Below are 25,851 nucleotides of genomic sequence, written 5' to 3' on the forward strand. Positions count from 1 at the left end.
GCTTACCCGGCCTACAAAAACACCGTTCAGGCGGTCAGCAAATTCGCGATGGTGCGCACACCCAGACCGGTTGCCCCGGCAGCCCACTGCTCAACCGGCGCTTTGCGATAAGTGGCGGAACAGTCAATGTGCAGCCAGCCTTCGCGGTAATTTTCAACAAAGTGCGACAGAAAACCCGCGGCGGTGCTTGCCCCAGCGGGATACGCCGCGCTGCCGGTGTTGTTCAGTTCCGCAAAGTTAGACGGCAGTTGGTTACGGTGGAACTCTGCCAGCGGCAGACGCCAGAACGGTTCATTCTCTTGCGCCGCGCTGGTCAGCAAGCGCCCCGCCAGCGTATCGTCAAAACTGAATAGCGCATGGTAGTCGTTACCCAGCGCCGTTTTCGCCGCGCCGGTTAACGTCGCCATATCAATGATTAGCTGCGGGTGTTGTGCGCTGGCGTCAATCAGGCCATCCGCCAGCACCAGTCGCCCTTCCGCATCGGTATTCATGACTTCGACATTCTTACCATTACGGTAGCGAATAATGTCGCCCAGTTTAAACGCATTGCCGCTGATCAGATTATCGGCGCAGCACAGGAACAGTTTTACGCGTTTATTCAGCCCACGGGTAATGGCGAACGCCAGCGCGCCTGTTACTGTCGCCGCGCCGCCCATATCGGATTTCATTGAGTCCATAAAAGCGCTTTGTTTGATACTGTAGCCGCCGGAGTCAAAGGTAATACCTTTACCGACCAGGCAGGCATAAACCGGCGCATCTTTGTCTCCCGTCGGGTTGTAATCCAACGCCAGCAGCACCGGCGGACGCTCAGAACCACGGCCTACGGTATGCAACCCCATATAGTTCTGCTCGCGCAGATCTTCGCCTTTGGTGATACGGTAAGTGACGCTATCGCACGCGACGCTACACAGCAGATCCACCGAGCGCTGCGCCAGTTGCTCCGGCCCAAGCTCTTCCGCCGGAGCATTAATGGTGTCGCGCACCCAGTCAATAATAGTCAGGCGGTTATCCAGCTCCTGACGTTGGGCATCGTCTAAATCCGGCCACATTACGGTACGGACGCCTTTTGGTCCTTTGTAACCCGCCCAGAATGCCCAACAACGCTCGGTATCCCATCCTTCGCCTGTCAGCGCGACCTGTTTTATTCCCAGGCCGTCGATTTTACGCGCCGCACGCTGGATCAACCCCAGATCGTCTTTACCGTTAAGATGCAAGGTAATACCGTCGTTATTAATACTGTAAGTGGCTTTATCGCCCCAGCGCGCATCGGCAGGCTGCGTGGAAAGCGTAATTTTCATGGCTTCTGTCATTGTTATTTTCCTTATTAGCAAACGGGCCGCCGTAGGGCAGCCCGTTATTTGACTTACTCTGCTTCATCCAACCAGACTAGCAGAATCGCCTCCAGAATTTTTTCATTGGATGCGTTAGGGTCGTCGTCAAAATCGTCCAGTTCGCAGATCCACTGATGCAGATCGGTGAAACGAACGGTTTTAGGATCGACATCAGGATATGCGTCGTATAACGCTTCGCCGATCTCGCGGCTATCGGTCCACTTGAGTCCCATACTACCCTCTGTTAATGCTCACGCGCATGGTTGATTGTGTAACGTGGAATTTCGATAACCAGATCGTCGTCGGTAACGCGGGCCTGGCAGCTCAGTCGACTTTCCGGCTCCAGCCCCCACGCTTTATCCAGCATATCGTCTTCTTCTTCCGAACTTTCCGGCAAGGAGTCGAAGCCTTCACGTACAATACAGTGACAGGTGGTGCAGGCGCACGATTTCTCACAGGCGTGTTCAATCTCGATGCCGTTGCGCAGCGCAACGTCAAGAATGGTTTCACCGGTCTCAGCTTCCAGAACTGCGCCATCCGGACAAAGATCCTGATGAGGCAGAATAACAATCTTCGGCATGTTAAACCTCGTCTACGGAATGGCCTTTCAACGCGCGACGAACCGACTGGTCCATGCGGCGAGCGGCAAATTCCTGGGTTTGTTTATCTACGTTTTTAATGGCTTGTTCTATGGCGTCAACATCATCGCCTTGTGCGACCGCGCTTAAATGTGCGGCGGCATCATCAATGCATTGACGTTCTGCGGCGCTTAACAGCGCGGCGTCGGCAGTTAGCGCGCCGGTCAAACTTTCCAGCACGCGCGCGGCTTCGACTTTTTGCTCCGCCAGCATACGCGCTTTCACGTCCTGCTCGGCAAAACTCATGGAATCCTTGATCATCGAGGCGATTTCACCATCGGTCAGGCCATAGGAGGGTTTGACCTGAATGGAGGCCTCGACGCCAGTGGATTTTTCCATTGCGGTGACGCTCAACAGGCCATCGGCGTCTACCTGGAAGGTTACGCGAATATGCGCCCCGCCCGCCGGCAGCGGCGGAATCCCGCGCAGCGCAAAGCGCGCCAGCGAGCGGCAGTCCTGCACCAGTTCGCGTTCGCCCTGCATCACATGGATAGACATCGCGGTCTGACCGTCTTTGAAGGTGGTGAAATCCTGCGCGCGCGCCACCGGGATAGTGGTGTTGCGCGGAATGACTTTTTCCACCAGGCCGCCCATCGTTTCCAGCCCAAGAGAGAGTGGAATCACGTCCAACAGCAGCATTTCGCTGTCCGGCTTGTTGCCGACCAGAATATCGGCCTGAATCGCTGCGCCGATAGCGACCACTTTATCCGGGTCGATAGCGGTTAACGGCGTGCGGCCAAAAAATTCGCCTACTCGCTCACGCACCAGCGGTACACGGGTCGAACCACCAACCATGACCACTTCCAGAACGTCCTGGGGATCAACGCCGGCATCTTTCAATGCGCGACGGCAGGCCAATAGCGTGCGCTTAACCAGCGCGGAAATGAGATCGTTAAACTGCTCGCGAGTGATTTCCCCCTGCCAGCCCGCAACGTTAACGCGAACGGTATCGGCATCGCTTAAGGCGATTTTCGCCGCAATCGCGGCATCCAGCAGTTCGCGCTGAACGCGATTGTCGCTACGATCGGCAATTCCCGCCTGCTCACGAATATAGTCCGCCAGCAGATGGTCAAAGTCGTCGCCGCCGAGCGCAGAATCACCGCCCGTCGCCAGCACTTCAAACACCCCGCGGCTCAGGCGTAAAATAGAGATATCGAAGGTACCGCCGCCGAGATCGTAAACAGCAATAACGCCTTCTTTGCCTGAGTCCAGACCGTAGGCAATCGCCGCCGCCGTCGGTTCGTTGAGCAGGCGCAACACATGCAGGCCTGCCAGCCGCGCGGCGTCTTTCGTTCCCTGACGTTGGGCATCATCGAAATAGGCGGGAACGGTAATCACCACACCATCCAGCTCGCCGGAGAGCGATTCGCTAGCCCGCGCGGCCAGCGCTTTGAGAATATCAGCCGATACGCGTACCGGATTGAGCAATCCAGCCGCCGTGTCAATCATCGGCAGCCCATTAACGCTTGCCTTAAACCGGTAAGGCAGATGCGGATAGCGCGCCTGGATATCCGCCAGCGAGCGTCCCATCATGCGTTTCACAGAGCTGATAGTGTTGGCCGTATCCTGCGCGGCATTGTCGCGCGCAGCGTAACCGACCGTATGGCCCTGCTGCTGATAGTGAACCACTGAAGGCAACAGGTGGCGCCCTTCGTGATCAGGCAGAGTTTCCGCCTGGCCGCTGCGAACCGTCGCAACCAGAGAGTTGGTAGTGCCTAAGTCGATGCCCGCCGCCAGACGACGCTGATGCGGCGCGGCGCTCAGACCAGGCTCACTAATTTGTAATAAGGCCATGTTAGATTCCAGTTAAAAATCGAGCAGCTTTTCTTCGAGTTGTTCTGCGCTGCTTCGCAGTTTATCGAGAAACCGCAGTTTGCGCACCGTATCCGCCGCCGCGTCCCACGCGGCGTTGTCCAACTGTTCCACCATTTGCTGAAGACGAGCATCAAACATCTTTTGTACGCGTTTGATGAAGCTTTCCAGCCGCACGTCGTCTTTTGATTGTTCGATATCGTCCAGCTCTTCGCGAAGCGTGAGTTGTTCCATCAGAAACGCGGTGTCGCGTACCGTATGCTGCTCGCTGGCCAGATCGAACCCGTGTAAGGAAAGCAGATACTCCGCGCGCGTCAAAGGGTGACGCAGCGTTTGCCAGGCCTGGTTGATCGTGGCGGATTGCTGGACGGCGGCAAGCTGCTGCGCCTGAGTGCCGTTGGCAAATTTGTCAGGGTGATACTGGCGTTGCAGATCCTGAAAACGAAGGCTCAGCGCCTGGGTGTCAATCTGATAACGGGCTGGTAAGCCAAAGAGGGTGAAGTAATCCATAACATTCTCAGGGATAGCCTGTCAGAACAAACCCCACACGCAGGCGACCACGGTGGGGTTATACCTTCTTACTTCGCGCCGCAGATGCGTTGTCTGCGCGGGTTCCCCCAGTCATTTACTCAAGTAAGCGCCTGGGGATTCACTCGCTTGCCGCTTTTCTGCAGCACGAATGCTCGGTATAACAGCGGAACACGGTTACACGTGGAAGCTTTCGCCGCAACCACACTCATCTTTCACATTCGGGTTGGAGAATTTAAACCCTTCGTTCAAACCTTCTTTTACGAAGTCCAGCTGTGTACCGTCCAGAAATTGCAGGCTCTTGCCGTCAACCACTACCTTAACGCCTTTGTCTTCAAACACGGTGTCTTCCGCCGTTGGCTCGTCAACAAATTCCAGTACATAAGCCATACCTGAGCAGCCGGAGGTTCTCACGCCCAGACGCAGACCAAACCCTTTACCACGGTTGGCCAGGAAGGTATTAACTCGCGCTGCTGCACTGTCGCTAAGTGTAATCGACATAACAAAACCTCAATGTTAACGTTCTATTTTATTTCGCTTCGCGTTTGCTTTTGTAATCCGCAATAGCGGCTTTAATCGCGTCTTCCGCCAGAATAGAGCAGTGAATTTTCACCGGCGGCAGTTCCAGTTCGTCTGCAATGTCGGTGTTTTTAATCGCCTGCGCTTCGTCCAGGGATTTCCCTTTCACCCACTCCGTTACCAGAGAACTGGAGGCGATAGCGGAACCGCAGCCATAAGTCTTGAAGCGCGCGTCTTCAATGATACCTTCATCGTTAACTTTAATCTGCAACTTCATGACGTCGCCGCAGGCCGGAGCGCCAACCATGCCGCTTCCCACGTTATCGTCGTTGTTGTCAAACGACCCTACGTTACGCGGGTTCTCATAGTGATCGATTACTTTTTCGCTGTAAGCCATTATAAATTCTCCTGATTCCGATACCGATTAATGATGTGCCCATTCGATGCTGTTCAGATCCACACCCTGCTTGTACATTTCCCACAGTGGAGAAAGGTCACGCAGACGGCCAATGGATTTACGAACCAGATCAATGGTGTAGTCGATCTCTTCTTCAGTGGTAAAACGACCTAAAGAGAAACGGATAGAGCTATGCGCCAGTTCGTCATTCATGCCCAACGCGCGCAGCACGTAGGACGGTTCCAGACTGGCGGAGGTGCAGGCGGAACCGGAAGAGACCGCCAGGTCTTTCAGCGCCATGATCAGCGACTCGCCTTCAACGTAGTTAAAGCTCACGTTGAGAATGTTTGGCGCGCCCTGCTCAAGGTCGCCGTTCAGGTAAACTTCTTCAATATCTTTGATGCCGTTCCAAAGACGGTTACGCAGACCGCGCAGACGGGCCATTTCGGTCTCCATCTCTTCTTTCGCGATACGGTAAGCTTCGCCCATGCCGACGATCTGGTGAACAGGCAGAGTACCAGAGCGCATACCGCGCTCGTGCCCGCCGCCATGCATCTGCGCTTCAATGCGAATACGCGGCTTACGACGCACATACAGCGCGCCAATGCCTTTCGGACCATAAATTTTATGACCGGAGAAGGACATCAGATCCACTTTCAGTTGGCTCAGGTCGATAGGCAGTTTGCCCACGCTCTGGGTGGCATCAACGTGGTAGATGATACCGCGCGCGCGGCACATTTCGCCGATGGTTGCGATATCCTGCACCACGCCGATTTCGTTGTTCACGTGCATGATGGAAACCAGAATGGTGTCGTCACGCATCGCTGCTTCGAGCTCGTTGAGATCGATGATGCCGTTGCGCTGCGGCGCCAGGTAGGTCACTTCAAACCCTTCGCGCTCAAGCTGACGGCAGGTGTCCAGCACCGCTTTGTGCTCGGTCTTGCTGGTGATGATGTGCTTGCCTTTTTTCTGATAAAAGTTGGCAGCGCCTTTAATCGCCAGGTTATCAGACTCCGTCGCCCCTGAGGTAAAGACGATTTCACGCGGGTCGGCGCCGACCAGTTCAGCAATCTGGTTGCGGGCGATATCGACGGCTTCTTCAGCCTGCCAGCCGAAACGGTGTGAACGAGACGCCGGGTTCCCAAAGGTTCCGTCCAGGGTCAGAAACTGCATCATTTTCTCGGCAACACGCGGGTCCACCGGCGTGGTTGCGGAGTAGTCGAGATAAATCGGTAATTTCATTGCTCTTAAACTCCGTACATCACTCAATGCAAGGAATCAGGCAACCGGCTGGATGTACGACCGTGTTGACGGGACGTCCGCGTCCCGGCCTGATTCTGAATTCTTTTTTACGCTTCATCCTTCAGACGACCGCGGCATTCACCGCATGAGGCCGCCAGAAGAGATGGCGTAATATTTTAATTAAGCACGTAATTTAACGTCGATAGCGTCCTGCGCACGACCACTGGCGCGCGGCGCGTCATGCGTGTGCTGGCGACCAGACACATCCAGAACTTCCTGGTTATTCACCAGCTCGCCTAAGGTAATATTGTTGAGAAAACCGGTCAGGCGATCGCTTAAATCACGCCACAGCGCATGGGTCAGGCATTTATCGCCGCCCTGGCAGCCGCCTTTGCCCTGGCAACGGGTCGCGTCAACGGATTCATCAACCGCGCTGATCACTTCGCCGACCGCGATACTGCCAGCATCTTTACCCAGCAGATAGCCGCCGCCCGGCCCGCGTACGCTGGAAACCAGACCGTTTTTACGTAAACGGGAAAATAGCTGTTCCAGATAAGAAAGGGAAATCCCCTGACGTTCAGAAATATCAGCCAACGGTACCGGGCCCGCTTCGGAGTTGAGCGCAACGTCTAACATTGCGGTCACGGCATAACGCCCTTTAGATGTCAGTCTCATGTCTTACTTAACCTCAAACTCGCCCCTGCCCGGGGTTTTTTATTGTAAAATGGGGGTATTGCATAGCAGGGACAAGTCTGACATTCCCGAGTAATTTGGTCAACTATTTACTTGAGTAAATTAGTCAGGTATTTAGCGTTCCGTGCGGTATTGACGCGGTTACTTGCCTTTATTCTGCTGCTCAATAGACGCCAGAATCCCACGCAGAATATTCAACTCCTGGCTTTCCGGGCGGGCGCGGGTAAACAGACGGCGCAATTTATTCATCACCTGCCCCGGATGGCTTTCGCGAATAAAGCCAGTGGAGAGCAACGTCTGCTCCAGATGGCCGTAGAAACGTTCAAGATCGTCCACCAGCGGATACGGCGTCTCTTCATGATCTGCCGCGTCGCCGTTTTCCTGCGTCGCCAGCCAGGCCATACGGACTTCATACGCGATGACCTGTACCGCCATCGCCAGATTCAACGAGCTGTACTCCGGGTTAGCGGCAATCGCGACGTGATAATGGCATTTTTGCAACTCATCGTTAGTCAGCCCGACACGCTCACGACCAAAAACCAGCGCAACCGGCGTATTTGCTGCTTCCGCCACGCTTTTTAAGCCGCACTCGCGCGGATCAAGCATCGGCCACGGCAGAGTGCGGGAACGGGCGCTGGTGCCGACCACCAGGCTACAGCCAGCTAACGCTTCATCCAGCGTATCGACGATCTGCGCATTACCGATCACATCGCTGGCGCCTGCCGCCAGGGCGATGGCCTGGGAGTCCGGTTTCACCAGCGGGTTTACCAGCCACAGGTTAGTTAAGCCCATGGTTTTCATAGCGCGAGCCACAGAGCCCATATTGCCGGTGTGGGAGGTTTCCACCAGCACAATTCGAATGTTTTGCAGCATTGTCTTTCTTCAGCTAAAGATTATTCTGACATCTTACCATAAAACCAAGACAGATTCCGATCTCGCTGCTATACTCTGCGCCGTTTTCCCGTTCTTTAACATCCAGTGAGAGAGACCGATGCATCCGATGCTGACCATCGCCGTGCGCGCAGCGCGCAAGGCGGGTAATGTAATTGCCAAAAACTATGAAACTCCGGACGCTGTAGAAGCGAGCCAAAAAGGCAGTAACGATTTTGTGACCAATGTGGATAAGGCCGCTGAAGCGGTAATTATCGACACCATTCGCAAATCTTACCCGCAACACACTATTATCACCGAAGAAAGCGGTGAGCACGTTGGCACAGATCAGGATGTTCAATGGGTTATCGATCCGCTGGATGGCACCACCAACTTCATCAAACGTCTGCCACACTTCTCTGTTTCCATTGCTGTACGCATTAAAGGCCGTACTGAAGTGGCTGTCGTTTACGATCCGATGCGTAACGAACTGTTCACCGCCACCCGCGGTCAGGGCGCGCAACTGAACGGCTACCGTCTGCGCGGCAGTACCGCTCGCGATCTGGACGGCACTATCCTCGCTACCGGCTTCCCGTTCAAAGCCAAACAATACGCGACCACCTACATTAATATTATCGGCAAGCTGTTCACCGAATGCGCCGATTTCCGCCGCACCGGTTCCGCCGCGCTGGATCTGGCCTATGTGGCTGCAGGTCGTGTCGATGGTTTCTTTGAAATTGGCCTTCGTCCGTGGGATTTCGCCGCGGGCGAACTGCTGGTTCGTGAAGCGGGCGGTATCGTCAGCGATTTCACCGGCGGTCATAACTACATGATGACCGGTAATATCGTGGCGGGGAATCCGCGCGTCGTTAAAGCCATGCTGGCGAATATGCGCGACGAACTGAGCGATGCGCTGAAGCGCTAAGTCTCTTCGGCGGATGGGGCTACTCATCCGCCGTGCCTTTTCAGGCGTTTTTCCTAAACACAGCCTCATCGCTTTACTTGCCTGCATGTTTTTGTACGATCGCTCCCTGCTCCGCTATTGGCATAAAGCGGCAAGGAAGCGAACATGACCCTTCAACATACCCGACGCATCGTCAAATCCCTTTTTATTCTGTTTATCATTGTGGTCTGTATTTACCTGCTACCCCGCGTAGCAATCAAGGCCTTTTATTACCCGGTCAATAAAGTCTATGGGCCAACCCCTGCCGAAGCTGAATCCATTACCTTTACCGCCAAAGATGGCACGCATCTGCACGGCTGGTTTATTCCCACTGCTTTCGGCAGGCCGGAAAACGCCGTCGCGACGGTGATTCATGTCCATGGCAACGCCGGAAATATGTCGGCGCACTGGCCGTTAGTCAGTTGGCTGCCAGAACGCAACGTAAACCTGTTTATGTTTGATTACCGTGGTTTTGGCGAATCTGAGGGCACCCCATCACAAGAGGGGTTACAGGACGATACGAAAAGCGCGATAGATTATGTGCGGCATCGCGACGACGTTAATCCCGAGCGCCTGGTACTGCTGGGGCAGAGCCTGGGCGGCAATAATGTACTGGCCGCCGTAGGCCACTGCGTAGGCTGCGCAAATATGCGCTACGCCGACCAGGCGGGCATACGTGCGATTATCCTCGACTCAACGTTTTTATCCTATTCCTCCATCGCCAACCAGATGATCCCGGGCAGCGGCTATTTGCTTGATGACCGCTATAGCGCGGATCGCAATATCGCCAGCGTCAGCCCCATTCCGGTATTGATTCTTCATGGCACGGCAGACCATGTTATTCCCTGGCAGGACAGTGAGAAATTGTATGCCCTCGCCCAAGAGCCCAAACAAAAAATCTTCATTCCTGGCGGCGATCACATTGATGCTCTTTCCGGGCGTTATGAAAACCTTTACCGCGATGCAATGATTAATTTTATTCAGACCGCGCTATCCGCTAAATAGCGCGACGCTGTATATATGCATATTTTATGACTAAGAATATATTTATTATACCGATAGTAAAAACCATTTTTTCCCGTTAGCGAAGGCGGTGGATTAGCGCTAGCGTAACAGTAATATTCAACTTATTTTTATAACAATTTATTTTCATTTGTTTTTCCTGAATATTACTGTGGAGTATGTGATGGCTATCAAAATTACGCCTGACGAGTTTAGTTTGCTTATCCAGCGATTAAACAAAAAATGGCGCGTGTTTGCCCCGTCCGCAGAGTTTCGCGGCGGACGTTTTTCCGACACTGACAACATTATTTATCAACGAATTAGCGGCTGGCGCGATCTCATCTGGCACGAGAAATCGCACATGTCGCCGAATACCATTATTGCCCCTATCACCGAAACGCTCTTTTATTTCGATAAAGACACCATTCAAATTGCCGAGACAGACACCTCCCCGATAATCGTCTTTGCCCGCGCCTGCGACATTAACGCCATGTCGCGGCTGGATTATATGTATTTATCAAATGGGAATAATTCCGATTACAGTTATCAACTGCTACGGGAGCATATTCGTTTCGTCCTTATTGAGTGTGAAGAAAGCTTCGAAAATTGTTTCTGCGTCTCAATGGGTACTAATAAAACTGACTGTTATAGCGCCGCTATGCGTTTTAGCGATGAAGGCGCGCTTGTCAGCATCCGCGATCCCTTTATCGAGGCGGCGATACAAGGGCTGGGGCAGGAGGCTGACTATACCCCCTCTTTCGTCAGCGAAAACCGGGAAACCGTCGTCACGCCGGACAGCGTTTGCCGCGATCCGCAAAAAATTCGCGACATTCTCACCCGCCATCCGCTATGGGACGCTTACGACAGCCGCTGCATCAGTTGTGGCCGCTGCACTACCGGGTGCCCAACCTGTACCTGCTATAGCGTCTTTGACGTCGCCTATGATGAAAATCCGCAGCGCGGCGAACGCCGCCGCCAGTGGGCAAGCTGCATGGTGCCAGGCTTTAGCGACATGGCCGGCGGTCATGGTTTTCGCGAAAAACCCGGCGAGCGTCTGCGCTACCGCGCCCTGCATAAGGTCAATGACTACAAAGCGCGCAACGGCATTGAACATATGTGCGTCGGCTGCGGCCGCTGCGACGATCGCTGCCCACAATACATCAAATTTTCTTTGATTATCAATAAAATGACTGCTGCCGTTCGGCAGGCGCTGGCAGAGGAGGCATAACGCATGTCACATTGTTCCTGTCATGATAAACCGCAGCACAGTTTGCTGCCTGCGGCGTACCGCATCCTCAGTATTACTCGCCACACGCCGCTGGAGTGGAATTTCCGCGTGGCCGTCGATTTTCCCGCGCACTGGGGGCAATTTGTTGAGGTGTCGCTGCCGCGCGTCGGCGAAGCGCCCATCTCCGTTTCCGACTACGGCGACGGCTGGATAGATCTGCTGATTCGTAATGTCGGAAAAGTGACCAGCGCCCTCTTTACGCTGAAAGAAGGCGACAACGTGTGGCTACGCGGCTGCTATGGCAATGGCTATCCGGTCGATACGCTGCGCCATAAACCCTTACTGGTTGTCGCAGGCGGCACGGGCGTCGCGCCGGTGAAAGGCTTAATGCGCTATTTCGTTGAGAATCCGCAGGAAATTGGTCAACTGGATATGATTCTCGGCTATAAAAATCGCGATTGCGTGCTGTACAAAGAAGAAATGGCAACGTGGCGCGGCAAACATAATCTGGTGCTCACGCTGGATGAAGGCGAGGCTGATGACCGTTACCAGATTGGTCGGGTGACCGATCGGCTTGCCGACATGACGCTTAGCGATATCGACACCATGCAGGCCATCGTCGTTGGGCCGCCAATAATGATTACCTTTACCGTAAAAATGCTGCTGCAAAAAGGGCTCAAGCCGGAGCAAATCTGGGTGGACTACGAACGCCGGATGGCCTGCTCCGTCGGGAAGTGCGGCCACTGCCGTATGGGCGAAGTGTATGTCTGCACCGACGGCCCGATATTTAACTACGCCGTCGCGCAACGTTTTGCCGATTAAGGAGAACATCATGAGCATTGATATTGATATCATTAAAGCCCGTGCGAAAAACGAATATCGCCTGTCAAAAGTGCGCGGCGAAGCCATGATCAGCGTCCGCATTCCCGGCGGTATTTTGCCCGCGCATTTGCTAACGGTGGCGCGTGACATCGCCGAAACCTGGGGCAACGGACAAATTCACCTCACTACCCGCCAGAAGCTGGCGATGCCGGGTATCCGTTACGAAGATATCGACAACGTGAACGCCGCGCTGGAGCCGTTTCTTCGCGAGATTGAAATAGAACTGTGCGACGTCCAGGTTGAGGATACCAAAGCGGGCTATCTCGCTATTGGCGGGCGAAATATTGTCGCCTGTCAGGGGAACCGCATTTGCCAGAAAGCCAACACTGACACGACCGGTCTGTCCCGTCGTCTTGAAAAACTGGTCTATCCCAGCCCTTATCATCTCAAAACGGTCATCGTCGGCTGCCCGAATGACTGCGCGAAGGCGTCAATGGCCGATCTGGGGATTATTGGCGTGGCGAAAATGCGCTTCACTGCCGATCGCTGTATCGGTTGCGGCGCCTGCGTGAAGGCCTGTAGTCACCACGCGGTAGGCTGCCTGGCGCTGAAGAACGGCAAAGCGGTCAAAGAAGAGTCCGCCTGTATCGGCTGCGGCGAGTGCGTGCTGGCCTGTCCGACGCTGGCCTGGCAACGTAAGCCGGATCAGCTCTGGCAAGTCCGTCTGGGCGGACGCACCAGTAAAAAGACGCCGCGCGTCGGCAAGCTCTTCCTCAACTGGGTGACTGAAGATGTGATAAAGCAGGTGATCGTTAACCTGTATGAATTTGAAAAAGAGATGCTCGGCGGAAAACCGATCTATCTCCATATGGGCCATCTGATCGACAAAGGCGGCTACCTGCGTTTTAAAGAACGGGTACTGCGCGGCGTTCAGCTCAATCCGGAAGCGATGGTCGCCGAACGCATTTACTGGGCCGAAGACGAATCCGTCGCGCGGATGCATCTCAAACCCGCCGGGCACTAATCAACCACGCCATGGCCGCAGCCCGCCCACAGGCTGCGGCACGCTAAACCACATGACCAGCGCCGCGACAAGCAGTATGACCCCTCCGGCCAGCGCCAGCGTTGACCAGCCTACCTGCCGCCATAACGCCGGCGCTTTGTTTCCACTGAGCTTCACCGCCAGAGCACGAAAAGTGTGTACCAGCAGCGCCAGCGAGGTAATCGTTAGCGAGGTTCCCGCCGCCATCGCCAGTACCGACGCCATTCCCCAGCTAAAAACGCCAATCACTTTACTGAATAACAGCACCATTATCGCGCCGGAACAGGGCCGCATCCCCATAGACAGTACGATCATGAGTCGCGCGCGCCAGTCATCGCCGCTATGCAATTGTTCCTGCGTCGGTAAATGCTGATGTCCGCAGCCGCATTTTTCATGGTGAACATGGCGCGGCGTAAAAGCGATAAAGACAGGTTTACGTAGCAGCGCGCGTAACCTTTTTATGGCCCGCCAGCACAGCAAGATGCCCAGCCCGCCAACTAACGCATAGCTCCCCTTTTCCAGCCAGAAACCGCTCAGATGGAGCTGTCTGGCCGGAAGTTGCAATACGGTCAGCACGCCCACCACCAACCCGATAGCCACGAGCCCCTGCAATAACGCGGCGGCGAGGGTTAACACGATACTCGATTTCAGCTTCGAAGGATGCGTCGCCAGCCATGTCGCGATCACCACTTTGCCGTGTCCCGGCCCCAGCGCATGAAGCACGCCATACATAAAACTCAGCAGAAGCAACGATCCGCCCGCCCGCTCGGGATGCGTCGCCACCGCGTTAAGCAGCGCGCTCAACTGCTGATTTACGTCCCGCTGCCAAAGAGCGCTTTTCAACATCACCTGCGGCCAGGCCTGCCACACCCACAGACCGCCAACCAGCATCAGTAGCAGGAATAACGCCAATGGCCACAGCGAGAGCCAGCGCCGCCCCGGAGCGCGTTGAGAAAAAATTACTGACATTGCAAGGTCACCGTTTGGGCAAACTGTTTACCTAAATCCATATCCTCCGGCGGCGCGTCCTCTTTATCCAGCGACTGGGCGAAACGTAGTGTCTCTTCGCCGGGCGCAGGAGTATAAACCTGAATCCGACACTTTTCGCGCAGCGGTTCCGGCATCGTGATATCGCTGTCCTGGTCATAATGCATATCGACATAATAAGAGGGATCAAACGTTGAAAAGGTATAAGTCTGACCGCTTAACGGCTGCGGTTCAGCCAGCGGCAGCGTAAAGGTCAATACCGCCTGATGCGCGTCACGCGTCATATCGTATTCTGTCGGCCTGTTTTTAAACTTCACTTTCGCGCCATTGCGCCACACTTCTGTAAAGTAGTGCTGCCCAAGTACGTTAGCCATCACTTCCGCCGCCAACTTTTTCCATATTTCTGACCCCGGCGCCGCGTTTCCGGCGTCATACAGCAGATCTGCGGACGTCAGCGCGTCCATTGTCCAGCGCATTTTTAACGCCACAAATTGCTCATTTTCACTGACCACCTGCGTTTGCAGACGGATGAAGCTGTGCGGATGCGCCGCCGCCACGAAAGATAAAACGGCAAGAAATAGTGTTAAGGCGCTGCGTTTCACTGACTTCATCTGTTCCTCGCGATAAAAATTCTGTGACGCTCCTCAGCATTCCTGGCCTAAAAGCACGCTTATCACATTTTTCACACGCAAACTTTAGCTATCCTTACCAGACAAACTAACGGGAGACCTGACAGATGATGCCGACAATTGCCCCACCATCTGTACTTTCCGCTCCCCAGCGCCGCTGTCAGGTATTGCTGACGCTTTTCCAGCCGGAGCCAATTGCCACGGTGGAAATCTTCAGCGCGCTTAATGGCGTTGATGATGATACTGCCCGTGAGGATATCACTGAGACAAGCCTGGAGATCCAGCGCTATCATCGCCTTGCCATCACAACATGCCAGAACGGTTGCTATCGGATCGAAGGTACAGCACTCGATCAGCGCCTTTGCCTTTTACACTGGCTCAGGCGCGGCCTGCGTTTATGCCCGACCTTCGTCACGCAACAGTTTACCCCGGCCTTAAAAAACGCGCTAAAACAGCGCGGTATCGCGCGTCCGCTGTATGATGATATTAATCTTCACGCGCTCATCAATCTGTGCGCCCGCCGGTTGCAAAAACCATTTGAACATCGCGACGTGCAGTTCCTGCGTCTCTTTTTACAGTATTGTCTGCTACAACACCATGCTGGCATCACCCCGGAATTCAACCCTGTACAGCAGATTTGGGCGCAGTCGTGCGCGGAATATCCACTCGCCCAGGAAATTGGTCGTCACTGGCAGCGCCACGTGATGCAGGCCGCACCGCTCAATGAAGCGCTGTTTATGGCGTTACTGTTTTCAATGATTCGCCTCCCCGACCCGATTCGCGACACGCATCAACGGGCGCAGCAACTGCGACTGGAGGTGGCGCGGCTGGTGCTGCGCTTTCGAGAAAAAGGGAACGTACGCTTCAGCGACGAACAAGGGCTTAACGATCAGCTGTATGTCCATCTCGCCCAGGCGCTGAACCGAAGTTTATTCACGATTGGCATCGATAATACGCTTCCGGAAGAGTTCAACCGTCTTTATCCGCGTCTGGTTCGTACCACACGTGAGGCGCTAGCCGGATTTGAAGCCGAATATGGTGTCCACTTTTCCGAGGAAGAGACGGGGCTGGTGGCAGTGATTTTCGGCGCCTGGCTGATGCAGGATAACGATTTGCATGAGAGACAGATCGTATTGTTAGCGGATAAAAATGATGCGCTGGAGACGCATATTGAGCAGCAACTGCGTGAACTGACCCTGTTGCCGCTGAATATCAGACGGATATCGCTCCAGGCGTTTCAAAAAGAGGGATGCCCGCGCGGCGTAGCGCTGATTGTTACCCCTTACGCCACGCCGCTACCGCTCTTCTCACCGCCGTTAATTCATGCGGATCGCGCCCTCACAGAGCACCAACAGCAGCAGATCCGCAAGATCCTGGAATCATGACGCGGCAACCACTTTGGGCCGAAGAAAGATAGCGGGCAATGCCACCAGCGCCATAATCCAGAATACGCCGCCGCCCAGATGTTGATACAGAAAACCGGCAAATACTGTCATAATCGCGATGCTGCCGCCCATCGCCACAGCGGAATAGACGGCCTGCAAACGAATCACCTCGCTTCCCTGACGCGCAGCGATATAACGCATGGCGGCCAGATGGCAAACGGTAAACGTGCCACAGTGCAGGATTTGTATCACAATCAGCCACGGCAGCGCCGTACTCCAGCCCATCAGCCCCCAGCGTACCACCCCGCACACAGCAGAAAGCAATAGCAAGTCGCGGGCGCTAAACCGGCGGAATAGCTTTTTACTCAGGGCGAAAATGATCACTTCCGCCACCACGCCCAACGACCATAAATAGCCGACCGCCGATGCTGAATAGCCAGCCCCCTGCCAGTAGATGGCGCTAAAACCATAGTAGGCGGCGTGCGCCCCTTGCAGCAAACAGACGCAGGCGAGAAAACGCCAACTTTGTGCCACCAGCGTACGCCAGGCGGGCCAGCCTGCGCTCTCCTGCTGACGGCTTTCCCCTTGCGGCGGCACGCTGGGACGTAACAACATACCCAGCAACATCGAGGCGACGCCGAGCGTCAGTAGCGCCAGAATCGCCTGGTAATCGTATAAACTCACCAGCTTACCGGTCAGCGCCGACCCTATCACGAAGGCGATAGACCCCCACAGCCGCACCCGACCATAGTCCAGGGTAATTTGCTTTTGCCAGGTATTGGCCAGCGCATCGGTCAGCGGCACCAGTGGTGAAAAGAAGAGGTTAAACCCAACCATCACCACCATTAGCCACGCGACATGCGTTCCTGCCCAAAATGCCAGCGCAAATACCAGCGTCAGCAATGCCAGTACGCGCAGCGCGGAGATCAACCGCGAAGGATCGCTTACGCGAGGCGCAATGAGCAGGCTACCGAGAAAACGCGCGACCAGACCCACGCCCAGCAGAAGACCGATGGTTTCCGGCGTTAGCCCAAGACCTTTGAGCCAGACGCTCCAGAAGGGCAGAAAAATACCGTAACTAAAGAAGTAGGTGAAATAACTGAGCGCCAGCCAGCGCGTGGAATGCAATGCCATGATTCCCTCCCGTTTGGAGGCGATAGTCTGGCGGTAAACGGTTGCGCTGGCAAGGGTAACATAAGATTAACAAGCGGAGGGAGAAGTTCAAACGGCAACGCCGCCGGATAATGACTTCCGGCGGCGTCACGTTATGGCGCATAAGTAATGCCCGACAGACGCAGCGCCATCGGGCCATTTTCACAACATAAGCGCTTACGCGTAAACCGGGAAGCGGGCGCAGATATCCAGTACTTTCGCTTTCACGCGTTCAATGGTGGCTTCATCATTGATGTTGTCCAGCACGTCGCACATCCAGCCAGCCAGCTCTTTCACTTCCGCTTCTTTGAAGCCGCGACGAGTAACCGCCGGGGAACCGATACGGATACCGGAGGTCACGAACGGGCTCTTCGGATCGTTCGGCACGCTGTTTTTGTTCACGGTGATGTTAGCACGGCCCAGCGCGGCGTCAGCTTCTTTACCGGTCAGGTTTTTATCCACCAGGTCCAGCAGGAACAGGTGGTTCTCAGTGCCGCCAGACACCACTTTGTAGCCGCGGTTCAGGAACACTTCCACCATCGCTTTGGCGTTTTTCGCCACCTGCTGCTGGTAGACTTTGAACTCCGGCTCCATCGCTTCTTTCAGCGCTACCGCTTTACCGGCGATCACGTGCATCAGCGGGCCGCCCTGCGCGCTTGGGAAGACGGCAGAGTTCAGTTTTTTGTACAGCTCTTCGTCGCCGCCCTTCGCCAGGATCAGGCCGCCGCGCGGACCCGCCAGGGTTTTGTGGGTGGTGGTGGTGACAACATGAGCGTGCGGAACCGGGTTCGGGTAAACGCCTGCGGCAATCAGGCCCGCCACGTGCGCCATGTCGACAAACAGGTATGCGCCGATGCTGTCAGCGATTTCACGCATTTTTGCCCAGTCAACCACGCCAGAGTAGGCAGAGAAGCCACCGATAATCATCTTCGGCTTGTGCTCTTTGGCCAGCTTCGCCATCTCGTCATAGTCAATTTTACCGGACTCATCGATACCGTAAGGTACGATGTTGTACAGTTTACCGGAGAAGTTAACCGGGGAGCCGTGAGTCAGGTGGCCGCCCTGCGCCAGGTTCATACCCAGAACGGTATCGCCCGGCTGCAGCAGCGCGGTGTAAACAGCGAAGTTAGCCTGAGAACCGGAGTGCGGCTGCACGTTAGCGTAGTCGGCGCCGAACAGTTCTTTCGCGCGGTCGATAGCCAGTTGCTCTACAATATCAACGTATTCGCAACCGCCGTAGTAGCGCTTGCCCGGATAACCTTCAGCGTATTTGTTGGTCAGCTGAGACCCCTGCGCCTGCATCACGCGCGGGCTGGTGTAGTTTTCGGAGGCGATCAGTTCGATGTGCTCTTCCTGACGTACTTTTTCCTGCTCCATAGCCTGCCACAACTCGGCATCATAATCGGCAATGTTCATTTCACGCTTTAACATCCGCATCTCCTGACTCAGCTAACAATAAAATTTGTGCCTGAAAAGGCAGTCCGTGGGACTTCGGCCAACAGTATAACCGAATCATTCTTCGATAACAGGTCTTGACAAAGGTTTTTACGCAAACGATTACCTATGCGTCAGATAAGGGTTTCCTGAACGAGAGCCTGACGAATTTCAACGGATTTCTTTTCAGCTTTGTGATGCAGATTTTTCACGTTGTTACCTCCATAACGTAAAGCAGAGAAGAACCATTTACAATGCAAGGGTATTTTTATAAGATGCATTTGATATACATCATTAGATTTTCACATAAAGGAAGCACGTATGCTTGACGCACAAACCATCGCTACAGTAAAGGCCACCATTCCCCTGCTGGTTGAAACAGGACCGAAACTGACCGCCCACTTCTACGACCGTATGTTTACGCATAATCCGGAGCTCAAAGAAATCTTCAATATGAGCAACCAGCGTAACGGCGATCAGCGCGAAGCCCTGTTTAATGCTATCGCGGCCTACGCCAGCAATATCGAAAATTTACCGGCGTTGCTGCCGGCGGTAGAAAAAATCGCGCAGAAGCACACCAGCTTCCAGATTAAGCCGGAGCAGTACAACATCGTCGGGACGCATCTGCTGGCGACGCTGGACGAAATGTTCAACCCGGGCCAGGAGGTGCTGGACGCGTGGGGCAAAGCCTATGGCGTACTGGCTAACGTCTTTATTCATCGGGAAGCCGAGATTTATCACGAGAACGCCAGCAAAGACGGCGGCTGGGAAGGCACGCGCCCCTTCCGCATCGTTGCGAAAATCCCACGTAGCGCACTGATCACCAGCTTTGAGTTTGAACCGGTCGACGGCGGTACGGTGGCGGAATACCGTCCCGGGCAGTATCTGGGTGTCTGGCTGAAGCCGGAAGGTTTTGCGCATCAGGAGATCCGCCAATATTCACTGACCCGTAAACCCGATGGCAAAGGGTACCGTATTGCCGTGAAGCGTGAAGACGGCGGCCAGGTATCAAACTGGTTACACCACCACGCCAGCGTGGGCGATGTGGTACATCTGGCTGCGCCGGCAGGTGACTTCTTTATGAATGTCGCCGCTGATACCCCCGTTTCGCTGATTTCCGCTGGCGTCGGCCAGACGCCGATGTTGGCGATGCTCGATACGCTGGCGAAAGGACAGCATACCGCGCAGGTGAACTGGTTCCACGCGGCGGAGAACGGCGACGTTCATGCGTTTGCCGACGAAGTGAGCGAGCTGGGCCGTACACTGCCGCGTTTCACTGCCCATACCTGGTACCGCGAACCGACCGAGGCCGATCGCGCCCAACGCGTCTTTGACAGCGAAGGGCTGATGGATTTAAGCAAACTGGAAGCCGCAATCAGCGATCCGGCAATGCAGTTCTATCTTTGCGGCCCGGTAGGCTTTATGCAGTTTGCCGCAAAACAACTGGTTTCCCTTGGCGTGAATAACGAAAACATTCATTACGAATGCTTCGGCCCGCATAAAGTGCTGTAATTGCAAGAAATCCGCTGAAAAAACGGGCGTTATCGTTAAGGCGAACGCCCGTTTTCCTTCCCGCCCCCTGCTTATTGCGCTGCTTTTTATGCCTTTCTTTTACAAAAAAGGGGAATAAAAAAAGTCTGTGCAAATCGTGTTATTATTAACGTTTGACTTAGCTCGTTAGGGCATCTTTTTATGCAGCAACCTGTTGTACGCATTGGAGAGTGGCTGGTTACACCTTCTGTTAATCAGATCAGTCGTCAGGGACGCCAGATTACTCTTGAACCACGGCTGATCGATCTTCTGATGTATTTTGCGCATCACCCGGATGAAGTGTTAAGCCGGGATAACATTATTGATCATGTCTGGATGCGCACCATCGTGACCAACCATGTTGTCACCCAAAGCATTTCTGAACTACGCAAATCATTAAGAGATGGCGGAGACAGCAATGCTGAATACATTGTTACCGTACCTAAACGCGGCTATAAGCTGACGGCGCCGGTTATCTGGTGCGAAGAAAATAGCGATGAGATCGATAATTCATCAACGTCGCCGCCGCCGCCGCCGATCGCAGCAACGAATGCAGAACCGGCAGAGGGGGCTACTGCCGCTACGCCTGTGCCGCCCGCCTCTTTGCAAACGCCGACTAAAAAGGCGAAAAAGCCGCGTATCGCCGCTTTCTGGACGTGGGTAATGTTCCTACTCTCGCTGGCGACGCTGGTGGTGTTTATCGTGATGTCGGTGGTAGATCATAATGCCGCGGTAACAAAAACGCGGTTATTACTTAACCCACGAGATATAGATGTTCGTTTTGAAGGCGGCAATTCCTGTAATAACTGGGTCTCGCAGGAGTCCTACGCCATCGGTCTGGGCGGCTTAATCACCGACTTGCTGAACACCTACTCGACCTTTATGGTGCACGATAAAACCAATTACCGGGTCAATGAGCCAAGCAGCTCCGGTAAGACGTTAACCATTCAGTTTGTCAATCAGCGCCACTATCGGGCGCAGCAGTGCTTTATGTCTGTGGTGCTCATTGATAACGCCGATGGTTCAACCATGCTGGATAAGCGTTATTTCGTCACCAATACTAACCAGTTGTCCATCCAGGATGATCTGTTTAATAGCCTGTCTTTCGTTTTAACACAGCCCTGGCCTAATCGTATGCGAGAACAACTGGCCCTGTTCAGAACGCCGCAAAATACCGCGCTGATGCGTTTTTATGAGGCGCGCCAGCTTATTCTGAGCGGCGATGCGCAGGCGCTAGGTAAAGCCAGCGATATTCTGAATGGCATTATTAAGGAAACGCCTGATTTCAACTATGCCTATGAATATAAAGTGCTGGTAGATGTATTACGGCAATCACAACAGCCGTTTGATAAAGAACAAGTGGCCGCACTGAACGAAGAGTTTAAAAAAATAGATCAAATTCCGGGCGTTGAGAAAACGTCTGTTTATTATAAAATCAAGACCGTCGATCTGTTAGGCAAAGGTGATATCGATGCAGCGTATGAGGAAATCAATAAAAGCATCGAGCTTGAAATGTCGTGGTTTAACTATGTCCTGTTGGGGAAAGTTTACGAAATGAAAGGTGAGAATCGTCTGGCCGCTGATGCCTATCTGACCGCCTTTAATTTACGTCCAGGTGAAAACACTCTGTACTGGATCGAGAACGGCGTATTTCAGACATCCGTTCAGAAAATTGTCCCTTATCTGAATAGTTTTCTGGCAGAAGATTAAATTTAACGCTGAACCATGACAAATAAAAGCGAAAAGATATTAAATTTTTCGCTTTTATTTTGTGAAAAACATGTTGCCAAAAATAGCTTATGTTAATTTTGGCAACATATTCATCGCAAAGATATGTAAATATAACTCTTTGTAATTAAACGATGTTTATCCTTTCATGATATTTTTCATGATATTTATATGTTAATTCAAAAAAATCAATCTATCAGTTTTTTCATGTTTGTGTTTATTTCACTTTTTCTTTAGGACTTATCTCAACCCATTCGTTAATCTTGTCGACAGTTGAACGGGCACGCAGCATATATGAAGCATAAGCCCGGTTCTTAAAAATACAGCTCAGGAGAAATGAACATGAGTTCTGTCAAAAAGATCGGGCTATTTGCCTGTACTGGCGTCGTTGCCGGTAATATGATGGGGAGCGGGATTGCATTATTACCCGCCAACCTTGCCAGTATTGGTGGCATTGCCATCTGGGGCTGGGTAATTTCTATTATTGGGGCAATGTCGCTGGCTTATGTTTATGCGAGGCTGGCAACCAAAAACCCTCAACAGGGTGGCCCTATCGCTTATGCTGGGGAAATATCTCCGGCGTTTGGTTTCCAGACCGGCGTTCTTTATTATCACGCAAACTGGATTGGTAACTTAGCCATCGGTATTACCGCTGTTTCTTATCTTTCTACATTCTTCCCGGCATTAAATAATCCAATACCGGCAGGTATTGCCTGTATTGCTATCGTCTGGCTGTTCACCTTTATTAATATGCTGGGCGGGGCCTGGGTCAGCCGCTTAACAACGATTGGCCTATTCCTGGTGCTGATCCCGGTAGTCTTGACCGCAGTCGCCGGCTGGCATTGGTTCGATATCGCGACCTATCACGCGAACTGGAACACGTCTACGACGACCGACTCTCACGCCATTGTTAAAAGTATTCTGCTCTGCCTGTGGGCGTTCGTTGGCGTTGAGTCTGCCGCCGTCAGCACCGGCATGGTGAAAAACCCGAAACGCACCGTACCTCTGGCAACCATGCTGGGTACCGCGCTGGCAGGCATCATCTATATCGCTGCGACTCAGGTTATCGCCGGGATGTTCCCAGCTTCCGTTATGGCCTCTTCCGGCGCGCCGTTCGCTATCAGTACCTCCACGATTCTGGGTGGCTGGGCTGCGCCGCTGGTTTCCGCCTTTACCGCTTTCGCCTGCCTGACGTCTCTGGGCTCCTGGATGATGCTGGTCGGCCAGGCTGGGGTTCGCGCCGCCAACGACGGCAACTTCCCGAAAATTTACGGTGAAATGGATAAAAACGGTATTCCGAAAAAAGGTCTGCTGTTGGCTGCTGTGAAAATGACGGCGCTGATGATTCTGATCACCATCATGAACTCCAGCGGCGGTAAAGCGTCCGACCTGTTCGGCGAACTGACCGGGATTGCCGTACTGCTTACCATGCTGCCGTACTTCTACTCCTGTGTTGACCTGATTCGCTTCGAAGGGTTCAACATCCGTAACTCGGTAAGCCTGATTTGTTCTGTACTGGGCTGCGCATTTTGCTTCATCGCACTGATGGGCGCCAGCTCCTTCGAACTCTCCGGCACCTTTATCGTCAGTCTGATCATCCTGATGTTCTACGGTCGCAAAATGCACCAGCGCCAGAACAACGACAGCGACAACAATACGGCTGAAGCGCTTTAACCGCTAACTCCTTTTTCTCAAAGCCCCTTTCGTCACCTGCTATAGCGTAGCGGGAGGGGCCCACTTTACCAGGAACAAGACTATGAACGTTATTGCTATCATGAACCACATGGGCGTCTACTTTAAAGAAGAGCCTATTCGTGAACTGCATCGTGCACTGGAAGGTTTAAATTTCCGTATCGTCTATCCAAACGACCGAGAAGACCTGCTGAAGCTGATTGAAAATAACTCCCGCCTTTGCGGCGTCATTTTCGACTGGGATAAATATAACCTTGAGCTTTGCGAAGAGATTAGCAAGCTGAACGAGTATATGCCGCTGTACGCCTTCGCCAACAGCTACTCTACGCTGGACGTCAGCCTCAACGATCTGAGAATGCAGGTTCGCTTCTTTGAATATGCTTTAGGCGCCGCAGCCGATATCGCGGCGAAAATTCGCCAGAATACCGATGAATACATCGACAATATTCTGCCGCCGCTGACAAAAGCGTTGTTCAAATATGTGCGCGAAGGGAAATATACTTTCTGTACGCCTGGCCACATGGGCGGGACCGCTTTCCAGAAAAGCCCCGTCGGCAGCATCTTTTATGATTTCTTCGGCCCGAACACGATGAAATCCGATATTTCGATTTCCGTTTCCGAACTGGGTTCGCTGCTGGACCACTCCGGCCCGCATAAAGAAGCGGAAGAGTATATCGCCCGCGTCTTTAACGCCGAACGTAGCTACATGGTGACGAACGGCACCTCTACGGCGAACAAAATCGTCGGTATGTACTCCGCGCCGGCAGGCAGCACGGTACTGATTGACCGTAACTGCCATAAATCGCTGACCCATCTGATGATGATGAGCGACATTACGCCGATTTATTTCCGCCCAACCCGTAACGCCTACGGTATTCTTGGCGGTATTCCGCAAAGCGAGTTCCAGCACGCCACTATCGCTAAACGGGTAAAAGAGACGCCTAACGCAACCTGGCCGGTCCATGCTGTTATTACTAACTCAACCTATGACGGTTTGTTGTATAACACTGACTACATCAAGAAAACTCTGGATGTGAAGTCCATTCATTTTGACTCCGCCTGGGTGCCTTATACCAATTTCTCCCCTATTTATCAGGGTAAATGCGGTATGAGCGGCGACCGTGTAGAAGGCAAAATCATTTATGAAACCCAGTCCACGCATAAACTGCTGGCGGCGTTTTCACAGGCATCCATGATTCATGTTAAAGGCGACATTAACGAAGAAACCTTTAACGAAGCCTACATGATGCATACCACCACTTCTCCGCACTACGGTATCGTAGCGTCTACTGAAACCGCAGCGGCGATGATGAAAGGTAATGCGGGTAAGCGCCTGATTAACGGCTCTATTGAACGTGCGATTAAATTCCGTAAAGAAATTAAACGCCTGAAAAGCGAATCCGACGGCTGGTTCTTTGACGTATGGCAGCCGGAACATATCGATGGGGCTGAGTGCTGGCCGCTGCGTTCAGATAGCGCATGGCATGGCTTCAAAAATATCGATAACGAACACATGTACCTCGACCCGATCAAAGTCACTATCCTGACGCCGGGGATGAAGAAAGACGGTACGATGGATGAGTTCGGTATTCCGGCAAGTCTGGTCGCCAAATATCTCGATGAACGTGGCATCATCGTAGAAAAAACCGGTCCATACAACCTGCTGTTCCTGTTCAGCATTGGTATCGACAAAACCAAAGCTCTGAGCCTGCTGCGCGCGCTCACTGAATTTAAACGCGCCTTTGACCTGAACCTGCGCGTCAAAAACATTCTGCCAGCACTGTACCGCGAAGCGCCTGAGTTTTATGAAAATATGCGCATCCAGGAACTGGCGCAGAATATTCATAAACTGGTCGAACACCATAATCTGCCGGACTTAATGTACCGTGCGTTTGAAGTGCTGCCGAAAATGGTGATGACGCCGTATACTGCGTTCCAGAAAGAGCTGCATGGCGAAACGGAAGAGGTGTATCTTGAAGAGATGGTTGGTCGCGTCAACGCCAACATGATCCTTCCTTACCCTCCGGGAGTGCCGCTGGTGATGCCTGGTGAAATGATCACCGAGGAAAGCCGTCCGGTACTGGAATTCCTGCAAATGCTGTGCGAAATCGGCGCCCACTATCCGGGCTTCGAAACCGATATCCACGGCGCCTATCGTCAGGCAGACGGACGTTACACCGTTAAGGTGCTGAAAGAAAATACGAAATAAGTACCAAAGGGAAGTGGCTTGCCACTTCCCTTTTTTCA

24 protein-coding genes are annotated in these 25,851 nt (G+C 53.4%); 10 read left to right on the top strand and 14 right to left on the bottom strand.

The window, feature by feature from the left end; genetic code table 11:
- Positions 1-26 precede the first annotated feature (26 nt).
- From pepB to trmJ, 10 genes are all read right to left on the bottom strand, one after another.
- Entirely contained in the window at positions 27-1,310 is a 1,284-nt protein-coding gene (pepB, locus tag J4614_RS18170) for an aminopeptidase PepB (protein WP_000133546.1), read from the bottom strand.
- A gap of 53 nt (positions 1,311-1,363) precedes the next feature.
- On the bottom strand, positions 1,364-1,564 hold the full coding sequence (iscX, locus tag J4614_RS18175; RefSeq protein ID WP_000523621.1) for a Fe-S cluster assembly protein IscX: 201 nt from the start codon (positions 1,562-1,564) through the stop codon (positions 1,364-1,366).
- Positions 1,565-1,575: 11 nt separating this feature from the next.
- On the bottom strand, positions 1,576-1,911 hold the full coding sequence (gene fdx, locus J4614_RS18180; protein ID WP_001124466.1) for an ISC system 2Fe-2S type ferredoxin: 336 nt from the start codon (positions 1,909-1,911) through the stop codon (positions 1,576-1,578).
- Position 1,912: 1 nt separating this feature from the next.
- Positions 1,913-3,763, bottom strand: a complete 1,851-nt coding sequence (gene hscA / locus J4614_RS18185; RefSeq protein ID WP_001196651.1) for a Fe-S protein assembly chaperone HscA — start codon at positions 3,761-3,763, stop codon at positions 1,913-1,915.
- A 12-nt stretch (positions 3,764-3,775) separates the two neighbouring features.
- Positions 3,776-4,291, bottom strand: coding sequence for a co-chaperone HscB (gene hscB / locus J4614_RS18190; protein ID WP_000384398.1), 516 nt, complete (start codon positions 4,289-4,291; stop codon positions 3,776-3,778).
- A gap of 195 nt (positions 4,292-4,486) precedes the next feature.
- Positions 4,487-4,810 carry an iron-sulfur cluster assembly protein IscA gene (iscA, locus tag J4614_RS18195; RefSeq protein ID WP_000028952.1) on the bottom strand — a complete coding sequence of 108 codons (324 nt, stop codon included), beginning with the start codon at positions 4,808-4,810 and terminating at the stop codon, positions 4,487-4,489.
- 28 nt (positions 4,811-4,838) lie between these two features.
- Positions 4,839-5,225, bottom strand: coding sequence for a Fe-S cluster assembly scaffold IscU (iscU, locus tag J4614_RS18200; RefSeq protein WP_000331704.1), 387 nt, complete (start codon positions 5,223-5,225; stop codon positions 4,839-4,841).
- A 27-nt stretch (positions 5,226-5,252) separates the two neighbouring features.
- The gene (iscS, locus tag J4614_RS18205) at positions 5,253-6,467 is read right to left on the bottom strand and encodes a cysteine desulfurase (protein WP_000775263.1); all 1,215 of its coding nucleotides are present in this window, start codon (positions 6,465-6,467) and stop codon (positions 5,253-5,255) included.
- Positions 6,468-6,647: 180 nt separating this feature from the next.
- On the bottom strand, positions 6,648-7,142 hold the full coding sequence (gene iscR / locus J4614_RS18210) for a Fe-S cluster assembly transcriptional regulator IscR (RefSeq protein WP_001241346.1): 495 nt from the start codon (positions 7,140-7,142) through the stop codon (positions 6,648-6,650).
- 159 nt (positions 7,143-7,301) lie between these two features.
- The gene (gene trmJ / locus J4614_RS18215) at positions 7,302-8,033 is read right to left on the bottom strand and encodes a tRNA (cytosine(32)/uridine(32)-2'-O)-methyltransferase TrmJ (RefSeq protein ID WP_000940033.1); all 732 of its coding nucleotides are present in this window, start codon (positions 8,031-8,033) and stop codon (positions 7,302-7,304) included.
- A gap of 118 nt (positions 8,034-8,151) precedes the next feature.
- Between trmJ and suhB the strand changes: the two genes are divergently transcribed.
- From suhB to asrC, 5 genes are all read left to right on the top strand, one after another.
- The gene (gene suhB / locus J4614_RS18220) at positions 8,152-8,955 is read left to right on the top strand and encodes an inositol-1-monophosphatase (RefSeq protein WP_000553473.1); all 804 of its coding nucleotides are present in this window, start codon (positions 8,152-8,154) and stop codon (positions 8,953-8,955) included.
- Between the two features lie 144 nt (positions 8,956-9,099).
- On the top strand, positions 9,100-9,978 hold the full coding sequence (locus J4614_RS18225; RefSeq protein ID WP_024155027.1) for an alpha/beta hydrolase: 879 nt from the start codon (positions 9,100-9,102) through the stop codon (positions 9,976-9,978).
- Positions 9,979-10,159: 181 nt separating this feature from the next.
- Positions 10,160-11,203 carry an anaerobic sulfite reductase subunit AsrA gene (asrA, locus tag J4614_RS18230; RefSeq protein ID WP_000985214.1) on the top strand — a complete coding sequence of 348 codons (1,044 nt, stop codon included), beginning with the start codon at positions 10,160-10,162 and terminating at the stop codon, positions 11,201-11,203.
- A gap of 3 nt (positions 11,204-11,206) precedes the next feature.
- On the top strand, positions 11,207-12,025 hold the full coding sequence (asrB, locus tag J4614_RS18235; protein WP_000017587.1) for an anaerobic sulfite reductase subunit AsrB: 819 nt from the start codon (positions 11,207-11,209) through the stop codon (positions 12,023-12,025).
- A gap of 10 nt (positions 12,026-12,035) precedes the next feature.
- The gene (asrC, locus tag J4614_RS18240) at positions 12,036-13,049 is read left to right on the top strand and encodes a sulfite reductase subunit C (protein ID WP_000020685.1); all 1,014 of its coding nucleotides are present in this window, start codon (positions 12,036-12,038) and stop codon (positions 13,047-13,049) included.
- Here asrC and J4614_RS18245 read toward each other — a convergent pair whose 3' ends face one another.
- Positions 13,050-14,036: a nickel/cobalt transporter gene (locus J4614_RS18245; protein WP_024155026.1), complete on the bottom strand. Its 987-nt coding sequence runs from the start codon at positions 14,034-14,036 to the stop codon at positions 13,050-13,052.
- A complete protein-coding gene (locus J4614_RS18250) occupies positions 14,027-14,665 on the bottom strand; it encodes a DUF1007 family protein (protein WP_000843761.1) in 639 nt (212 codons plus the stop codon). The genes J4614_RS18245 and J4614_RS18250 overlap by 10 nt, the downstream gene beginning before the upstream one ends.
- 125 nt (positions 14,666-14,790) lie before the next feature.
- Between J4614_RS18250 and csiE the strand changes: the two genes are divergently transcribed.
- The gene (csiE, locus tag J4614_RS18255) at positions 14,791-16,068 is read left to right on the top strand and encodes a stationary phase inducible protein CsiE (RefSeq protein WP_000982966.1); all 1,278 of its coding nucleotides are present in this window, start codon (positions 14,791-14,793) and stop codon (positions 16,066-16,068) included.
- Here csiE and J4614_RS18260 read toward each other — a convergent pair.
- Together J4614_RS18260 and glyA are read right to left on the bottom strand one after the other, a co-directional pair.
- A complete protein-coding gene (locus tag J4614_RS18260) occupies positions 16,063-17,202 on the bottom strand; it encodes a 3-phenylpropionate MFS transporter (RefSeq protein WP_001173729.1) in 1,140 nt (379 codons plus the stop codon). The genes csiE and J4614_RS18260 overlap by 6 nt on opposite strands.
- Positions 17,203-17,397: 195 nt before the next feature.
- Positions 17,398-18,651 carry a serine hydroxymethyltransferase gene (gene glyA / locus J4614_RS18265; protein ID WP_000919173.1) on the bottom strand — a complete coding sequence of 418 codons (1,254 nt, stop codon included), beginning with the start codon at positions 18,649-18,651 and terminating at the stop codon, positions 17,398-17,400.
- A gap of 324 nt (positions 18,652-18,975) precedes the next feature.
- Between glyA and hmpA the strand changes: the two genes are divergently transcribed.
- From hmpA to cadA, 4 genes are all read left to right on the top strand, one after another.
- Positions 18,976-20,166, top strand: a complete 1,191-nt coding sequence (gene hmpA / locus J4614_RS18270; RefSeq protein ID WP_079974718.1) for an NO-inducible flavohemoprotein — start codon at positions 18,976-18,978, stop codon at positions 20,164-20,166.
- Between the two features lie 180 nt (positions 20,167-20,346).
- Positions 20,347-21,894 carry a lysine decarboxylation/transport transcriptional activator CadC gene (gene cadC, locus J4614_RS18275; protein WP_001187155.1) on the top strand — a complete coding sequence of 516 codons (1,548 nt, stop codon included), beginning with the start codon at positions 20,347-20,349 and terminating at the stop codon, positions 21,892-21,894.
- 360 nt (positions 21,895-22,254) lie between these two features.
- On the top strand, positions 22,255-23,586 hold the full coding sequence (gene cadB / locus J4614_RS18280) for a cadaverine/lysine antiporter (protein WP_000100008.1): 1,332 nt from the start codon (positions 22,255-22,257) through the stop codon (positions 23,584-23,586).
- 82 nt (positions 23,587-23,668) lie between these two features.
- Positions 23,669-25,813, top strand: a complete 2,145-nt coding sequence (gene cadA, locus J4614_RS18285) for a lysine decarboxylase CadA (RefSeq protein ID WP_001100652.1) — start codon at positions 23,669-23,671, stop codon at positions 25,811-25,813.
- The last annotated feature ends 38 nt before the right edge of the window (positions 25,814-25,851 follow it).

The sequence above is a fragment of the Salmonella sp. 32031103-2018-00083-FB-01-SM-01 genome (assembly GCF_017571995.1).
GTDB lineage: Bacteria > Pseudomonadota > Gammaproteobacteria > Enterobacterales > Enterobacteriaceae > Salmonella > Salmonella enterica.

Bases quoted from the DNA above. Each gene is read 5' to 3' on its own strand.
- asrB (WP_000017587.1), top strand. From the start codon at position 11,207: ATGTCACATTGTTCCTGTCATGATAAACCGCAGCACAGTTTGCTGCCT.
- asrA (WP_000985214.1), top strand. From the start codon at position 10,160: ATGGCTATCAAAATTACGCCTGACGAGTTTAGTTTGCTTATCCAGCGA.
- J4614_RS18225 (WP_024155027.1), top strand. From the start codon at position 9,100: ATGACCCTTCAACATACCCGACGCATCGTCAAATCCCTTTTTATTCTG.
- csiE (WP_000982966.1), top strand. From the start codon at position 14,791: ATGATGCCGACAATTGCCCCACCATCTGTACTTTCCGCTCCCCAGCGC.
- cadA (WP_001100652.1), top strand. From the start codon at position 23,669: ATGAACGTTATTGCTATCATGAACCACATGGGCGTCTACTTTAAAGAA.
- iscR (WP_001241346.1), bottom strand. From the start codon at position 7,142: ATGAGACTGACATCTAAAGGGCGTTATGCCGTGACCGCAATGTTAGAC.
- hmpA (WP_079974718.1), top strand. From the start codon at position 18,976: ATGCTTGACGCACAAACCATCGCTACAGTAAAGGCCACCATTCCCCTG.
- suhB (WP_000553473.1), top strand. From the start codon at position 8,152: ATGCATCCGATGCTGACCATCGCCGTGCGCGCAGCGCGCAAGGCGGGT.
- J4614_RS18260 (WP_001173729.1), bottom strand. From the start codon at position 17,202: ATGGCATTGCATTCCACGCGCTGGCTGGCGCTCAGTTATTTCACCTAC.
- fdx (WP_001124466.1), bottom strand. From the start codon at position 1,911: ATGCCGAAGATTGTTATTCTGCCTCATCAGGATCTTTGTCCGGATGGC.
- iscS (WP_000775263.1), bottom strand. From the start codon at position 6,467: ATGAAATTACCGATTTATCTCGACTACTCCGCAACCACGCCGGTGGAC.
- iscU (WP_000331704.1), bottom strand. From the start codon at position 5,225: ATGGCTTACAGCGAAAAAGTAATCGATCACTATGAGAACCCGCGTAAC.
- cadB (WP_000100008.1), top strand. From the start codon at position 22,255: ATGAGTTCTGTCAAAAAGATCGGGCTATTTGCCTGTACTGGCGTCGTT.
- asrC (WP_000020685.1), top strand. From the start codon at position 12,036: ATGAGCATTGATATTGATATCATTAAAGCCCGTGCGAAAAACGAATAT.
- hscB (WP_000384398.1), bottom strand. From the start codon at position 4,291: ATGGATTACTTCACCCTCTTTGGCTTACCAGCCCGTTATCAGATTGAC.
- J4614_RS18245 (WP_024155026.1), bottom strand. From the start codon at position 14,036: ATGTCAGTAATTTTTTCTCAACGCGCTCCGGGGCGGCGCTGGCTCTCG.
- cadC (WP_001187155.1), top strand. From the start codon at position 20,347: ATGCAGCAACCTGTTGTACGCATTGGAGAGTGGCTGGTTACACCTTCT.
- J4614_RS18250 (WP_000843761.1), bottom strand. From the start codon at position 14,665: ATGAAGTCAGTGAAACGCAGCGCCTTAACACTATTTCTTGCCGTTTTA.
- iscA (WP_000028952.1), bottom strand. From the start codon at position 4,810: ATGTCGATTACACTTAGCGACAGTGCAGCAGCGCGAGTTAATACCTTC.
- pepB (WP_000133546.1), bottom strand. From the start codon at position 1,310: ATGACAGAAGCCATGAAAATTACGCTTTCCACGCAGCCTGCCGATGCG.
- glyA (WP_000919173.1), bottom strand. From the start codon at position 18,651: ATGTTAAAGCGTGAAATGAACATTGCCGATTATGATGCCGAGTTGTGG.
- iscX (WP_000523621.1), bottom strand. From the start codon at position 1,564: ATGGGACTCAAGTGGACCGATAGCCGCGAGATCGGCGAAGCGTTATAC.
- hscA (WP_001196651.1), bottom strand. From the start codon at position 3,763: ATGGCCTTATTACAAATTAGTGAGCCTGGTCTGAGCGCCGCGCCGCAT.
- trmJ (WP_000940033.1), bottom strand. From the start codon at position 8,033: ATGCTGCAAAACATTCGAATTGTGCTGGTGGAAACCTCCCACACCGGC.